This window comes from Pseudomonas sp. I2, assembly GCF_040984075.1.
Taxonomy (GTDB): domain Bacteria; phylum Pseudomonadota; class Gammaproteobacteria; order Pseudomonadales; family Pseudomonadaceae; genus Aquipseudomonas; species Aquipseudomonas guariconensis_B.
Window position 1 is genome coordinate 1 of sequence record NZ_JBCGFQ010000035.1, and the last position, 13,015, is coordinate 13,015.

Annotated in this window: 14 protein-coding genes and 1 tRNA gene; 7 read left to right on the top strand and 8 right to left on the bottom strand. The window is 65.0% G+C overall.

Annotated features, from left to right (window positions below; genetic code table 11):
* The first annotated feature begins 105 nt into the window (after positions 1 to 105).
* The 4 genes from WCE05_RS17880 (at position 106) to WCE05_RS17895 (ending at position 4,965) form a co-directional block, all read left to right on the top strand.
* Complete coding sequence (locus tag WCE05_RS17880; protein WP_225787423.1) at positions 106 to 999, top strand: LysR family transcriptional regulator; 894 nt, start codon at positions 106 to 108, stop codon at positions 997 to 999.
* Between the two features lie 158 nt (positions 1,000 to 1,157).
* Positions 1,158 to 1,613, top strand: a complete 456-nt coding sequence (locus WCE05_RS17885) for a (2Fe-2S)-binding protein (RefSeq protein WP_225787422.1) — start codon at positions 1,158 to 1,160, stop codon at positions 1,611 to 1,613.
* Positions 1,613 to 3,859 carry a molybdopterin cofactor-binding domain-containing protein gene (locus WCE05_RS17890; protein WP_368816248.1) on the top strand — a complete coding sequence of 749 codons (2,247 nt, stop codon included), beginning with the start codon at positions 1,613 to 1,615 and terminating at the stop codon, positions 3,857 to 3,859. The genes WCE05_RS17885 and WCE05_RS17890 overlap by 1 nt, the downstream gene beginning before the upstream one ends.
* Before the next feature lie 83 nt (positions 3,860 to 3,942).
* Positions 3,943 to 4,965 (top strand): XdhC family protein, encoded by a 1,023-nt coding sequence (locus tag WCE05_RS17895; protein WP_253080960.1) that lies wholly within the window; start codon positions 3,943 to 3,945, stop codon positions 4,963 to 4,965.
* Positions 4,966 to 4,979: 14 nt separating this feature from the next.
* On the opposite strand, the gene WCE05_RS17900 is transcribed toward WCE05_RS17895, so the two are convergent.
* Both WCE05_RS17900 and WCE05_RS17905 read right to left on the bottom strand, forming a co-directional pair.
* Positions 4,980 to 5,252: a cyclophilin-like fold protein gene (locus tag WCE05_RS17900; protein ID WP_225787419.1), complete on the bottom strand. Its 273-nt coding sequence runs from the start codon at positions 5,250 to 5,252 to the stop codon at positions 4,980 to 4,982.
* Between the two features lie 18 nt (positions 5,253 to 5,270).
* Positions 5,271 to 6,482: an MFS transporter gene (locus WCE05_RS17905; protein WP_368816249.1), complete on the bottom strand. Its 1,212-nt coding sequence runs from the start codon at positions 6,480 to 6,482 to the stop codon at positions 5,271 to 5,273.
* A gap of 147 nt (positions 6,483 to 6,629) precedes the next feature.
* Here WCE05_RS17905 and WCE05_RS17910 point away from each other — a divergent pair, with 147 nt between their 5' ends.
* Genes WCE05_RS17910 through WCE05_RS17920 form a run of 3 tightly spaced genes read left to right on the top strand, consistent with a single transcriptional unit; the run spans position 6,630 to position 8,191 of the window.
* Positions 6,630 to 7,517: a LysR family transcriptional regulator gene (locus WCE05_RS17910; protein WP_368816250.1), complete on the top strand. Its 888-nt coding sequence runs from the start codon at positions 6,630 to 6,632 to the stop codon at positions 7,515 to 7,517.
* 33 nt (positions 7,518 to 7,550) lie between these two features.
* Entirely contained in the window at positions 7,551 to 7,946 is a 396-nt protein-coding gene (locus WCE05_RS17915; RefSeq protein ID WP_368816251.1) for a hypothetical protein, read from the top strand.
* Entirely contained in the window at positions 7,943 to 8,191 is a 249-nt protein-coding gene (locus tag WCE05_RS17920) for an AlpA family transcriptional regulator (RefSeq protein ID WP_103469978.1), read from the top strand. The genes WCE05_RS17915 and WCE05_RS17920 overlap by 4 nt, the downstream gene beginning before the upstream one ends.
* Before the next feature lie 2 nt (positions 8,192 to 8,193).
* Here WCE05_RS17920 and WCE05_RS17925 read toward each other — a convergent pair whose 3' ends face one another.
* The 6 genes from WCE05_RS17925 to dapA form a co-directional block, all read right to left on the bottom strand.
* On the bottom strand, positions 8,194 to 9,171 hold the full coding sequence (locus WCE05_RS17925; protein WP_368816252.1) for an integrase: 978 nt from the start codon (positions 9,169 to 9,171) through the stop codon (positions 8,194 to 8,196).
* 109 nt (positions 9,172 to 9,280) lie between these two features.
* Positions 9,281 to 9,370 (bottom strand) — tRNA-Ser (locus WCE05_RS17930).
* A gap of 91 nt (positions 9,371 to 9,461) precedes the next feature.
* Positions 9,462 to 10,172: a phosphoribosylaminoimidazolesuccinocarboxamide synthase gene (gene purC, locus WCE05_RS17935; protein ID WP_225787416.1), complete on the bottom strand. Its 711-nt coding sequence runs from the start codon at positions 10,170 to 10,172 to the stop codon at positions 9,462 to 9,464.
* 29 nt (positions 10,173 to 10,201) lie between these two features.
* Positions 10,202 to 10,960 carry an MBL fold metallo-hydrolase gene (locus WCE05_RS17940; RefSeq protein WP_253080962.1) on the bottom strand — a complete coding sequence of 253 codons (759 nt, stop codon included), beginning with the start codon at positions 10,958 to 10,960 and terminating at the stop codon, positions 10,202 to 10,204.
* Positions 10,961 to 12,076 (bottom strand): outer membrane protein assembly factor BamC, encoded by a 1,116-nt coding sequence (gene bamC / locus WCE05_RS17945; protein WP_225787414.1) that lies wholly within the window; start codon positions 12,074 to 12,076, stop codon positions 10,961 to 10,963.
* Positions 12,077 to 12,093: 17 nt separating this feature from the next.
* Complete coding sequence (dapA, locus tag WCE05_RS17950; RefSeq protein ID WP_225787413.1) at positions 12,094 to 12,972, bottom strand: 4-hydroxy-tetrahydrodipicolinate synthase; 879 nt, start codon at positions 12,970 to 12,972, stop codon at positions 12,094 to 12,096.
* Positions 12,973 to 13,015 lie beyond the last annotated feature (43 nt).

Consider the following 13,015-nt stretch of genomic DNA (forward strand, 5'->3'; position numbering starts at 1 on the left):
CCCCTGCGCTCCCCAGGGGCACCGACCGACGCCGCCAGCCCGCCCCTGAGGCAGGCCACGTCAGCGCCCATTACACTGGAACAGCCAACCCGAGGAGACCGGCCAATGGCCAAGGAGCCCTACAGCCAATTGCTGGCCCTGGTCGCCGTGGCGCGTGAACGCAGCTTCACCCGTGCCGCCGCGCAACTGGGCATGTCGCAGTCGATGCTCAGCCACACCATCCGCACCCTGGAGGCGCAGATGGGCGTGCGCCTGCTGACGCGCACCACCCGCAGCGTGTCGGTGACCGAGGCGGGCGAGCGTCTGCTCGCCTCGGTGGCGCCCAGGCTCGAAGCCATCGAAGCGCAGTTGCACGCCGTGGCCGAGTTCGGCGACACGGTCAGCGGCACCTTGCGTATCACGGCCAGCGACCATGCCATCGACACACTGCTATGGCCCAAGCTGGCACCAGTCCTGGCCCAGCATCCGCGGCTGCACCTGGAACTGCACGCCGACTATGCCTTCACCGATATCGTCCAGGGCCGCTTCGACTTTGGCGTACGGCTCGGCGACGGCTTGGCCAAGAACATCTGCGCGGTGCCCATCGGCCCGCCCTTCGGCATGGCCATCATCGGCACGCCCGCTTACTTCGCCACCCGCGAGCGCCCCCGAACCCCTGCCGACCTGATGACGCACGCGTGCATCAACCTACGCCTGCCCACCCACGGCAACCTCTATGCCTGGGAACTCAAGCACGGCGAGCAGGAGATGAACGTGCGCGTGCCGGGCCGCCTGGTGTTCAATGGCATCTACCAGGTGCTCAATGCGGCGCTCGATGGCCATGGCCTGGCCTATGTGCCCGAGGACCTGGCCCGACCGCACCTGGAGTCCGGGCGCGCCCTGCCGGTGCTGGAGCAGTGGTGGCGCAGCTTTCCGGGCTTTCACCTCTATTACGCCGCGCACCGGGAAACCTCGCGGGCCATGCAGGTGGTGATCGACGCCTTGCGGCTGGCGGATTGAAGCTGCGCAGGCGATTTATCAATCCCATCGCTAGGTCCTAGCGATGGCGGCTAGGCCTTGGCCCAGCGACGCTGTGCTAGCGTTTCGGGATTGGGCGTGCTTGGCCCTCCTCCCTACAAGAAAAATCGACACATCAACCGACTGATTACGGGTGAGCCATGGAGCTGAAAATCAACCAACGGACCTATCAGGTCGATGCCGAGGCCGACACGCCCTTGTTGTGGGTGATTCGCGACGACCTGGGGCTGACCGGCACCAAGTATGGCTGTGGCCTCGCCCAGTGCGGCGCCTGCTCGGTGCTGGTCGATGGCAACGTCGTGCGTGCCTGTGTCACCCCGGCGGCCGCTGTGGTCGGGCGTGAGGTGACCACCATCGAAGCGATCGAAGCCGACGAGGTGGGCAAACGGGTCGTGGCCGCGTGGGTCGAGCACCAGGTGGCCCAGTGCGGCTATTGCCAGTCTGGCCAGGTGATGGCGGCGACCGCGCTGCTCAAGCACACGCCAAGGCCCAGCGACGAGCAGATCGACGCCGCGATGGTCAACCTCTGCCGCTGCGGCACCTACAACGCCATTCATGCCGCCATGCATGACCTGGCCCAAGGGGGTAAGGCCTGATGAAGACGCGCATCGACACCCCTGAAGACCTGCTGCACCTGCCCGTGGGCGAAACCGTCAACCTGTCCCGCCGACGCTTTCTCGCCGGCACCGCCGTGGGTGCGCTGGTACTGGGTTTCGGCCTGCCACTGGGGTCGGCCCGTGTGCAGGCCGCCGCCGCGACCACCGAGCGTGGCACCCAGGTGCCTGCCTTCCTGGAGATCCGCCCGGACAACACCGTGCGCCTGCTCAGCCCGTTCATGGAGGGCGGCCAGGGGACCTACACCTCGATGGCGCAGATCGTCGGCGAAGAACTGGATGCCGACCCGGCCACCTTCCTGGTCGAGAGTGCACCGCCCGGCGAGGCCTACGTGGTCATGGAGAACGGCATGCGCATCACCGGAGGCAGCATGTCAGTACGCATGAGCTACCCGACCATGCGCCGCCTCGGCGCCCTGGCCCGGAACATGTTGCTGCAGGCCGGCGCCGAGCACTTCGGCGTGCCGCTGGGTGAGCTCTCCACCGAGCCCGGCAAGGTGGTCCATGCCGCCTCGGGCCGTACCATCAGCTATGGCGAACTGGCCGAGCGCGCCATGGACCTGCCCGTGCCGGCCCCGGCCACCGTCAAGCTGCGCGACCCCAGCCAGTTCCGCTGGATCGGCAAGCCGGTCAAGCGCGTCGATGCCTACGACAAGTCCACCGGCAAGGCCCAGTACAGCATCGACATCAAGGTCGACGGCATGCTGCATGCCGCCGTGCAGCACGCGCCGCGCCTGGGCATGACCGTCGGCGGCCTGCGCAACGCAGCGCAGGTCAAGACCATGAAGGGCGTGCATTCGGTGCACCAGTTGCCAGGCGCGGTGGCGGTGGTCGCCGAACGCTGGTGGCATGCCAAACGCGCAGCAGAGGCGCTGCAGGTCGACTGGCAGGAGCCGGGCCCGGACTCGAAGGTGCGGCCGATGCCCAAGGACTTTTCCAGCGACGCCTGGCGCGAGCACCTGGCCGCCCAGCCCGGCCCAGGGCGCGACGACGAGAAGGAAGGCGATGTGGCTGCTGCCCTGGCCAGCGCCAAGACCACGGTCGAGGCCACCTACCATAACCAGTACCTCAACCATGCCCAGCTGGAGCCACCGTCAGCGACGGCACGCTTCAACCCTGACGGCTCGCTGGAGGTCTGGCTGCCCAACCAGGCGCCAGACATGTTCCGCGACGACATCGCCAAGCGCACCGGGCTCGAGCCTGCGCGGATCACCCTGCACTCGCCCTTGCTGGGGGGCTTCTTCGGCCGGCATTTTCTTTACGACTCGGCCAATCCCTACCCGCAGGCGATCACGCTGGCCAAGGCGGTCGGCCGCCCGGTCAAGGTGATCTGGAGCCGCGAGGAGGAGTTCTTGCGCGATGTCCTGCGCCCCATGGCCGTGGTCAAGTTCCGCGCCGGGCTGGATGACAAAGGCCTGCCGGTAGCCCTGGAAGCCGTGAGCGCCACCGAAGGCCCTACCGAAGCCATCGCCGGCAAGCAGGGCGAGAAGCTCGACCCCAGTGCGCTCGAAGGGCTGGCGGGCAAGGCCTATGCCATCGCCAACAAGCGCATCGCCCAGGTCTACGTCAAAGGGCCTGCCATGCTCGGCTACTGGCGCTCCGTGGGTAACTCCTTGAACGACTTCTTCTACGAGGCCTTTCTCGACGAATTGGCCGACAAAGGCGGTCACGACCCCTTCGAGCTGCGCCTGCACCTGCTGCGCGACAACCCGCGCCTGAGCGACCTGCTGCAGGCGGTCGGCGAGCTGTCCGGGGGCTGGAAACGCGGCCCGTTCACCGCCGAGGACGGCAGCAAGCGCGCCCGTGGCGTGGCCATGGCCTCGCCGTTCGGCTCGGAGGCGGCGGTGATCGCCGAGGTGTCGATCGACGACGGCCAGGTCAAGGTCCACGACATCTGGCAGGCGATCGACCCGGGCAGCATCGTCAACCCGGCGATCATCGAGGCACAGGTCAACGGGGCCGTGGCCCTGGGCCTGTCGCAAGCGCTGCTGGAGGAAGCGGTGTGGCGCGATGGCATGCCGCGGGCACGCAACTACGACCAGTACCCGATCCTGCCGCCGTCGCGCATGGCCCGGGTGCATGTGCGTATCGTCGAGAGCGGCGCGAAGATGGGCGGCATCGGCGAACCGCCGCTGCCAGCGGTGGCGCCCGCCGTGGCCAATGCGGTGGCGCAACTGACCGGCCAGCGTATTCGCAGCATACCGCTGAGCCGCCATACGTTCGGCTGACGCGCTGGACGATCGCTGATGCGCAAGATCCGCTGGCAGGCCGCGCAAGCCAGCACAGACACCATAGAGGCTTCGCGACACCCATGGAAAGCATCGACCTGCTCGTACTGCGCACCACCCGCGACTGGCTCGCCGCTGGCGAGCGCGTCCTGTTGGCCACCGTTGCCCGCACCTGGGGCTCGTCGCCACGGCCTGTCGGCTCGATGATGGCGCTGCGCGGCGATGGGCGCGTGGTGGGCAGCGTGTCCGGTGGTTGCATCGAGGACGATCTCATCCACCGCCACACCACGGCCTATGGCGGGCCCGGCATGCACGGCGACCTGCCGCAGGTGGTCCGCTATGGTGTCAGCGCCGACGAGGCCCATCGCTTCGGCCTGCCCTGCGGCGGTACGCTGGAGCTGGTCCTGGAGTTCCAGCCGGCCGTGGACAGCCTGGACGAACTCCTCGCCAGCCTCGACACGGGCAGCCTGGTACGCCGCGAACTGGACCTGGCCAATGGCGAAGTCAGCCTCACCCCGACCCCGGTTCCAGACCAGTTCAGCTTCGACGGGCAGCGCATGGTCAATACGCTCGGCCCAGGGTATCGCATGCTGCTGATCGGTGCCGGTGCGCTGGCCGAGTACCTGGCGACCATGGCCCTGTTCAACGGTTTCAACGTGTCGGTCTGCGATCCCCGCCCCGAACACCAGGCCGGCTGGCACCTGCCGGGCGTCGAGCAGATCGTCGGCATGCCAGATGACGTGGTCAGGGCCTTCGTCCCGGACCAGCGCACCTGCATCATCGCCCTCAGCCACGACCCCAAGCTCGACGACCTCGCCCTGCTCGAAGCCCTGCACAGCCCGGCGTTCTACATTGGCGCGATTGGCTCGCGGCGCAACAGCCAGCTGCGCCGCGAGCGCCTGATCGAGCATTTCGGCGAAACCGAGGCGTCGCTCAAGCGCCTGCATGGCCCTATCGGCATCTACATCGGCAGCAAGACACCGGCCGAGATCGCGGTCAGCGTCATGGCCGAAGTCCTTGCCAGCAAGAATGCCGTCGCCCTGCCCGGTGAAATCAGCGTGTCCAGGGCCAAGCGCGCCAGGGAGCGCCAGGTGCTGACGACCTAGCGAATGCCGGTCAGTTAACTTTCAGCCGGCATTTTTGGGGCCGCTTCGCGCCCCATCACCGGCAAGCCCCACAAGGTTCGGCGCCAGTCATGAGTTGAGCGCTGTCCCTGTGGAAGCGGCTTCGGCAAGTCCGCGTGCTTCCCGTTGCCATTGAGGTCGGCCATGTCGATGGCCAGCGGCAACATCGCGGCGAAGGCATGGGCCGCCTCGGTATCGGCCAAGGTAATGGCAAAGCGGCGTTCGCCGCCGGTCATCCACATGGGTGATTCCTTGGTAATCTCGGGCATTGCCCCCGCCAGCGGGGCTCAGGCGATCTTGGGCGCTGGCGCGCGCGAGGTCAGGAAGGTCAGCAAAGCCGCAAGCAGCAGCACGGCCGCACTCACGACGAAGGTGCTCTGGTAGCCGCTGGCATCGAACAATACGCCGCCCATGGTAGACCCCAGGGCAATGGCCAGCTGGATGACCGCGACCATCAGCCCGCCGCCAGCCTCGGCATTGTGGGGCATGACCTTGGCGATCCAACTCCACCAGCCCACCGGCGCCGAGGTCGCTATCAGGCCCCACAGGCCCAGCAGCGCCACGACCGCCGCAGCCCAGCCGCCGAGCGGAATCAGCGTCAATGCAATGGCCGCCATCACCACTGGAATGACCATCAGCGTCCCGTACAGGCCGCGCCGCAGGACGCTGCCGATCAACAGGGTACCGATGAAACCGGCGACGCCGATCACCAACAGGATGAGCGACAAGGCGGACACGCCGACCTGCGTCACCTTCTCGAGGAACGGCCGCACATAGGTGAACAAGGCGAACTGGCCCATGAAAAAGGCACCGCAAGCAGCCATGCCCAATGCCACGGCCCGGTTCTTGAGCACCGTGAAGACATTGCTCGCAGCCGACGGGCGCTGCGGGACCTGCATGGCCGGTAGGCTCACCCATTGCCAGACCAGGGCAATCGCCGCCACCGGCACCAGGCAGAAGAACGCACCACGCCAGCCCATGATCGACCCCAGGTAGCTACCCAGCGGCGCCGCGATCACCGTGGCCAGCGCATTGCCGCCGTTGAAGATCGCCAGGGCACGCGGCACCTGGTGGGGCAACACCAGGCGCATGGCCGTTGCCGCCGACAGGGACCAGAAGCCACCGATGACCACACCGATGAGCGCACGGCCGACCATATAGACCAGGTAGTTCGGCGCCAGCGCGACGACGGCACCCGACAGGGCCATCACCCCGGTCAGCAGCAGCAACAACGTCTTGCGGTTCATGCCGCCGGCCAACGCGGAGATCGACAGGCTGGTCAACACGGCGAACACGCCGGAGATGGCGATACCTTGCCCGGCCATCCCCTCCGTGACCTGGAGATCGGCCGCGATTGGCGTCAGCAGGCTGACGGGCATGAACTCGGAGGCGATCAGCGCGAACACGCACAGCGACATCGCGAAGACACCGCTCCAATGGGCAATGGGTGCCTGCGTCTGGTCGTTTGAGGATAGGGTTCTCTCGATGTTTTCAGTCATCTGCTACAGCTGGAATAGTCAGGAAAAAGGAGCCCGGTGATGGCAGGCGTTGGAAATGGTGGAACATGCCGGGCCCCATTACTAGCTAATGAATGCTTAAAGGGGATATAAGACCTACTAATCAGTCAAGTGTGGGACGCAGCAGCCATGGTCAGACGAAACCTCAACGATCTGTTGTCATTCGTGACCGTTGCCCGGGAAGGCAGTTTCACCCGCGCCGCCTCGCTGCTGGGCGTGACCCAGTCCGCCCTGAGCCAGGCAATCAGCGGGCTGGAAGCGAGGCTGGACATCCGCCTGCTCACCCGCACCACGCGCAGCGTGTCGCCTACGGCAGCCGGCGAGCGCCTGTTGAAGGCGATTGGTCATCGCTTCGACGAAATCGAAGCAGAGCTCGACGAGTTGACCGAGATGCGAGACAAGCCTGCAGGTACCGTGCGGATCACCTGTGGCGAGCATATTCTGCGCACCTACCTGCTTCCCAAGCTCACGCCCCTCTTGCGCGAGTACCCCGACATCAAGATGGAGTTCGACATCAACTACGGCTTTCGCGATATCGTTGCCGACCGTTTCGACGCGGGCGTGCGCCTGGGCGATACCATCGACAAGGACATGATCGCGGTTCCCATCGGCCCACCCTTGCGCATGGCCGCTGCAGCCTCCCCGGCGTACTTTGAAAGTCGCCCCGTTCCCAAGACCCCACGCGACCTGCTCAAGCACAGCTGCATCAACCAGCGCATGCAGTCGGCAGGTGGGCTGTACGTCTGGGAGTTCGAGCGGCGTGGCCAGCCGTTGAATGTGCGGGTGGACGGCCAGCTGGTATTCAACACCTCGCCCAGCATGGTGGATGCTGCATTGGCAGGCCTGGGCATCGCGTTTCTTCCCGAGGAGGAATTCGCCCCGCACCTGGAGGATGGCCGTCTGGTTCGCGTACTGGAAGACTGGTGCGCGCCATTCCCGGGTTATCACTTGTATTACCCGAGTCGTCGGCAGCCATCCCATGCGTTTACCTTGGTCGTCAATGCACTGCGTATGTGACAGGCCGCTTTTGAAGGCAGAGGATGCATACCGATGCAGCGGCCATTGGCGCTACAAGAAGTAATGCACATGGCTTTGCGGCGTGCCCGTGGTCGATTGAATTCGGTGCAGTCCAGGTCCTCGGCAAAACTGCCGGTAGCCACCCCAGTGGCACCCAGCACTGGCACCTTTGAGACGGAAACACCGATATCAGGCCCCATCAACCGCTTCATGTACCTGGAGGCGAGGAACTGGGCAATTGATCTGGTCGCCTCGCTGCGAGGGTCGTCGGTCGAGGTGGTAGTTGAGCGGTTGACCGGCGCAACGGTAGGCCGGCCAGGCAGCTATGTAGCTGGTATCGAATCCGTGATCACTGAGCTGAAGACGGCTGACGTGACAGGTCGGCGTGACAACCAGATTCTGACGCATCAGGCCGGGAGGAAGGAATGAGCGAAGAAACCGAGGTGTTGACGGTGGAGGGTCTGGCCAAGCTGCTGGGCCGCACCGAGGCGTCGATCAGGGAAGGGATTCGCCGGGGCGTGCCGTGGCTGCCCAAGAGCTTCAAGATGGGCAACCGGCACTGCTGGCTGAAAGAAGACGTGCGCAAATTCCTGCGCGAATTTCGGGATGGGGAGCACCAGAAGCCCAAACCGGGGCGGAAGCGGAAAGATCCGCCGTCGCTCCGGGTCGCCTGACCTCAGCCGAGTTTTTCGGCGAGGTCTTGCGGGCTGAGGTGCGTGTAACGCTTTAGCATCGCCAGGGTCTTGTGACCAGTGATACTCGCGACCTCCATCATGGTGAAGCCGCGTTCGAAGAACCGACTGGTCGCCTCATGGCGAAGGTCGTGAAGGCGAAGGCCTTCAATCCCAGCAGCCTCGCAGGCCCTGGGGAAGTAGTTGCTGATCGTGTTGAGGGCCAGGCTGAAGTACCGGCCGCCATTGATCGGCGTGGGCAAGCTCTCCAGCAGAGCGATCGCCCGGGATGACAGTGGCACGGCTCGCCTTTCGCCGTTCTTGGTGTCTTCCAGGTAGGCCACTTTGCCGCGGACCTGATCGCGGCGCAGCATCAGCAGCTCAGACCGGCGCATAGCCGTCTCCACCGCCAACTCAATGAACACCGGAAGCTGGGCATTCATCTGGCCGGCTGCCTTGTAGAGGGCGGTGAGCTCCGCCGGCGTCGGGCGCCGATCTCTCTCCTTGCTGCCCTTCGGCATCCGGATCGCTCGGCACGGGTTGGTCAACCCTTCGATCCCCCACTCCTTGGTGGCCACCGTGTAGAGATGGCTGATCACCGCCAGGTTGAGACGAACGGTCGCGGTCGACTTCCCTTCCTTCAGTTCCGCATCGCGGTAGGCAGCCATGTCGCTCGAGCGGATCGCGGCCAGCCCCTTGCTTGCCAGCTTGTGCTCCCTCCACTTCTTGATGCGAACCTCTTCCTGCTTGGCGCCCTTCTTGGTCGAAGTCACCTCACGCAGGTAGCGGTCGAGCGCATCATCGAGCGTGGTGCTCTCGGCCTCGCGCATGTCGACGAAGCGCGCACGCGACATATCACCCTCGATCTCAGCGGCCCATCGCTGGGCTTCTGCCTTGGTGTCGAAGGTTGCAGAAAGGGTTGGGTATCCTTTGCGACGGATCTGGGCGCGCCAGGCCTCGCCGCGTTTCTCGAAGTAGGCCATGGCGGAATGATAGCGAACGCTTGGGGGAATATCACCCTCCCCCAATTCCCCCAAAATTCCCCCAAATGAAAAAGCCCCGAGGGCTTCACAGCGCTCGGGGCCTTTAATATGGCGGAGAGATAGGGATTTGAACCCTAGGTACCCGCGAAGGTACAACGGATTTCGAATCCGTCCCGTTCGACCACTCCGGCATCTCTCCAGTGGCGCGCATCATACCAGCGATTTCGCGAAAGGCAAACCCTTCTTTGAAAAAATTCGCGTGGTATCAGGCGCTTGCGTGCGCGTAGCGCTTAGAGCGGCACGCCCAGGCGCTGGGCCACTTCTTCGTAGGCTTCGATGACACCACCGAGGCCCTGGCGGAAGCGGTCCTTGTCCATCTTCTTGCGGGTTTCCTTGTCCCACAGGCGGCAGCCGTCGGGGCTGAACTCGTCGCCCAGGACGATCTGGCCGTGGAACAGGCCGAATTCCAGCTTGAAGTCGACCAGCAGCAGGCCGGCGTCGTCGAACAGCTTGCTCAGCACTTCGTTGACCTTCAGCGACAGCTGCTTCATGGTCGCCAGTTGCTCGGCGGTGCCCCAGCCGAAGGCGATCACGTGGGATTCGTTGATGAAGGGGTCGCCTTTCTCGTCGTTCTTGAGGAACAGTTCGAAGGTCGAAGGCTCGAGCTTGATGCCTTCCTCGACGCCCAGGCGCTTGACCAGGCTGCCAGCGGCATAGTTACGCACCACGCACTCGACCGGGATCATGTCCAGCTTCTTGACCAGGCTCTCGTTGTCGCCCAGCAGCTTGTCGAACTGGGTCGGGATGCCGGCTGCTTCGAGCTTCTGCATGATGAAGGCATTGAACTTGTTGTTCACCATGCCCTTGCGGTCGAGTTGTTCGATGCGCTTGCCGTCGAACGCCGAGGTGTCGTTACGGAACAGCAGGATCAAGCGGTCGGCGTCGTCGGTCTTGTAAACCGATTTGGCCTTGCCGCGGTAGAGTTCTTCGCGTTTTTCCATGATGGGCTCCGCTTGCTTGAGTGGGTGGGCTAGGCGATTTCACGCCAGTCGAGCCCGTGTTCCTGGTTCGCCACCTGGAGCCAGTCCGGGTCGCACCCCAGGGTGTCGACGAAGCACTGGCGGGCCAGTTGTGGCCGGTTGTTCTTGCTGCTGAGGTGGGCCAGCACCAGGTGCTGCAGGTGTTGCCAGCCCAACTCGGCCACCAGGCTGGCGGCCTGGTGGTTGTTCAGATGTCCCTGGCTGCCGCCGACCCGTTGCTTCAGGAAGTACGGGTAATGTCCGCGGGCCAGCATGTCACGGCAGTGGTTGGCTTCGATCAGCAGTGCATCCAGGCCTTGGTAGCGGTCCAGCAGGCGCCCGTCGTAGGAGCCCAGGTCGGTGAGCATGCCGAAGCGCCGACGCCCGTCGCTGAGCACATATTGCAGCGGCTCGAACGCATCGTGCTCGACCCGCGCCGCGCTGACCTGCAGGTCGCCGATGCACAGGTTGTCGCCACAGCCGAGAAAACCGGCCACCTCCACCGGCTTGCGCATGCCGCGCAAGGTACCCTGGCTGAGGTAGACCGGTACATTGTAGCGCCGTGCCAGCAATCCGACGCCATGCACGTGGTCGGCATGTTCGTGGGTCACCAGCACGGCGCTCAGTTGCGTCGCCGATACGCCGAGCAGCGCCAGGCGCCGCTCGGTCTCGCGCAAGGAAAAACCGCAATCGACCAGGATGAAAGTATCACCACTGGCGATCAGCGTGCCGTTTCCCTGGCTGCCGCTTCCAAGTACCGCGAAGCGCACTTAGCCCAGGTGGTCCTGGATCATGCTCAGCACGCGGCGAGCCACATCGGCCGGGGCCACGGTGTTGATGTCCTTCTCGACAGTGACCTGGACGCTCTCGGCGACCTTGCTCAGGCGCACCTGGTAGCGTTCGGCGCGGGCTTCACGCTCTTCCTGGGTCGGCGCGCTGCCGAACAGGCGGCTGAAGAAGCCAGGCTCGTTCTGCTTGTCGTCGGGCTTCTCGGACAGGTTGATGTAGTAGAGGCCCAAGCTGCGGTTGATGTCCTCGACCCGCCATTCGCCCTGCTCCAGGGCACGGCCCACGCTGGACCAGGCGCGGTCCAGGTCGGCGCCCAGGTACAGCACCGGGTTGCCGCTGCCGTCCTCGCTCAGGCTGACACGGCTCGGCGCGTCGAAGTCGCGGGCGGCCAGCAGCGAGACCGAACCGCCCTTCTCGGCGCTGCGGTTCATGCTGGCCAGCATTTCGTCGACCAGCAACGCATCGGCACCGGTGTTGGTGGAGCTGGACGGGAAGTCGGGCTCGGCAGTGCTGCCAGCCGGACGCTCGACACTGACGATGTAGACCTCGGAGGTATTGCGCTGCACGCCAGGCTCCATGCGCACACGGACGCGCACTTCACTGTCACCGCTGCTGGCGGTGCTGGCCAGACGCTGGCCGAGGGAGGCGGACAGCTCGTCGAAACGCTGCCAGGTGGTATTGAATTCACCGGTCTGCGGACGCTCCTCGGCGATGCGGAAGCCGTTGTCCTCGAAGAACTGGTGGGCCACCGGCCAGACTTCGGCAGGCGAGCGCTGGGCCAGTACCCAGCGGCTGTTGCCGCTGCGCTGCAGGCTGAAGTCGCTGACCTCGGCGGCGGTCGACAGCGGCTGCGGCCGGGGTACCTCGAACTCGCCGGTGACGCGGTCGTCGGCGACGTTGCGCGGGATCGGCAGCAGCGGGTCGAGACGCTTGACGTTGCTGGCGTCCGGCGGCAGTTGCATCGGCGCGGTCGGGTGCGCCTGCAGGTAATCGCTGCCGCGGTCGCGGAAATAGCCATCCTCGCCCCACAGCCAGCCGCAACCGCTGGTGCTGGAGATGATCAGGGCGAGGGTGGAAAGGCCAACCAGTCGCTTCATGCGGTGTACTTCCTCGATTAAACCAGCACGCCGGACTGGCGCAGGGCCTGGCGGACAACGTCGTGGCAGGATTCGCTCAGCCAGGTCAGCGGCAGGCGAATGCCCGGTTGCATCAGGCCCATCTCGACGAGCGCCCACTTCACCGGGATCGGGTTGGCCTCGCAGAACAGGTGCTTGTGCAGTGGCATGAGTTTTTCGTTGATCGCGCGGGCCTTCTCGGCATTGCCCGCAAGGGCGGCCTCGCACAGGTCGGCCATTTCGCGCGGGGCGACGTTGGCGGTGACGGAGATGTTGCCCTTGCCGCCCAGCAGGATCAGCTCGACGGCGGTCGGGTCGTCGCCGGACATGACGATGAAGTCGTCGCTCACGCCCTCGAGGATCGCCTTGGCGCGGGCCAGGTCGCCGGTGGCTTCCTTGATGCCGATGATGTTCGGCACCTTCGACAGGCGGATCACGGTCTCGGCCTGCATGTCGCAGGAGGTGCGGCCGGGCACGTTGTAGAGGATCTGCGGGATGTCGACGGCTTCGGCGATGTGCTTGAAGTGCTGGTACAGGCCTTCCTGGGTCGGCTTGTTATAGTACGGCACGACGAGCAGGCAAGCGTCGGCGCCAGCGTTCTTGGCGTTCTGGGTCAGGTGGACGGCTTCGGTGGTGGAGTTGGCGCCGGTGCCGGCGATGACCGGGATACGGCCATTGACGCGCTTGACCACGAATTCGATGACCGCGATGTGCTCCTCGACGTCGAGGGTGGCCGACTCGCCGGTGGTGCCGACGGCGACGATCGCATGGGTGCCTTTTTCCAGGTGGAAGTCTACAAGTTTGCCGAGGCTGTCCCAATCAAGACGCCCTTGTGCATCCATGGGTGTGACCAATGCCACCATACTGCCCGCAATCATGTAACTGCTCCTGCCGGAAAAAGAGAGCCGTAATGGTACTGGC

Bases quoted from the DNA above. Each gene is read 5' to 3' on its own strand.
- WCE05_RS17910 (WP_368816250.1), top strand. From the start codon at position 6,630: ATGGTCAGACGAAACCTCAACGATCTGTTGTCATTCGTGACCGTTGCC.
- purC (WP_225787416.1), bottom strand. From the start codon at position 10,172: ATGGAAAAACGCGAAGAACTCTACCGCGGCAAGGCCAAATCGGTTTAC.
- WCE05_RS17880 (WP_225787423.1), top strand. From the start codon at position 106: ATGGCCAAGGAGCCCTACAGCCAATTGCTGGCCCTGGTCGCCGTGGCG.
- WCE05_RS17885 (WP_225787422.1), top strand. From the start codon at position 1,158: ATGGAGCTGAAAATCAACCAACGGACCTATCAGGTCGATGCCGAGGCC.
- WCE05_RS17900 (WP_225787419.1), bottom strand. From the start codon at position 5,252: ATGCCCGAGATTACCAAGGAATCACCCATGTGGATGACCGGCGGCGAA.
- WCE05_RS17925 (WP_368816252.1), bottom strand. From the start codon at position 9,171: ATGGCCTACTTCGAGAAACGCGGCGAGGCCTGGCGCGCCCAGATCCGT.
- WCE05_RS17895 (WP_253080960.1), top strand. From the start codon at position 3,943: ATGGAAAGCATCGACCTGCTCGTACTGCGCACCACCCGCGACTGGCTC.
- WCE05_RS17905 (WP_368816249.1), bottom strand. From the start codon at position 6,482: ATGACTGAAAACATCGAGAGAACCCTATCCTCAAACGACCAGACGCAG.
- WCE05_RS17920 (WP_103469978.1), top strand. From the start codon at position 7,943: ATGAGCGAAGAAACCGAGGTGTTGACGGTGGAGGGTCTGGCCAAGCTG.
- dapA (WP_225787413.1), bottom strand. From the start codon at position 12,972: ATGATTGCGGGCAGTATGGTGGCATTGGTCACACCCATGGATGCACAA.
- bamC (WP_225787414.1), bottom strand. From the start codon at position 12,076: ATGAAGCGACTGGTTGGCCTTTCCACCCTCGCCCTGATCATCTCCAGC.
- WCE05_RS17915 (WP_368816251.1), top strand. From the start codon at position 7,551: ATGCAGCGGCCATTGGCGCTACAAGAAGTAATGCACATGGCTTTGCGG.
- WCE05_RS17890 (WP_368816248.1), top strand. From the start codon at position 1,613: ATGAAGACGCGCATCGACACCCCTGAAGACCTGCTGCACCTGCCCGTG.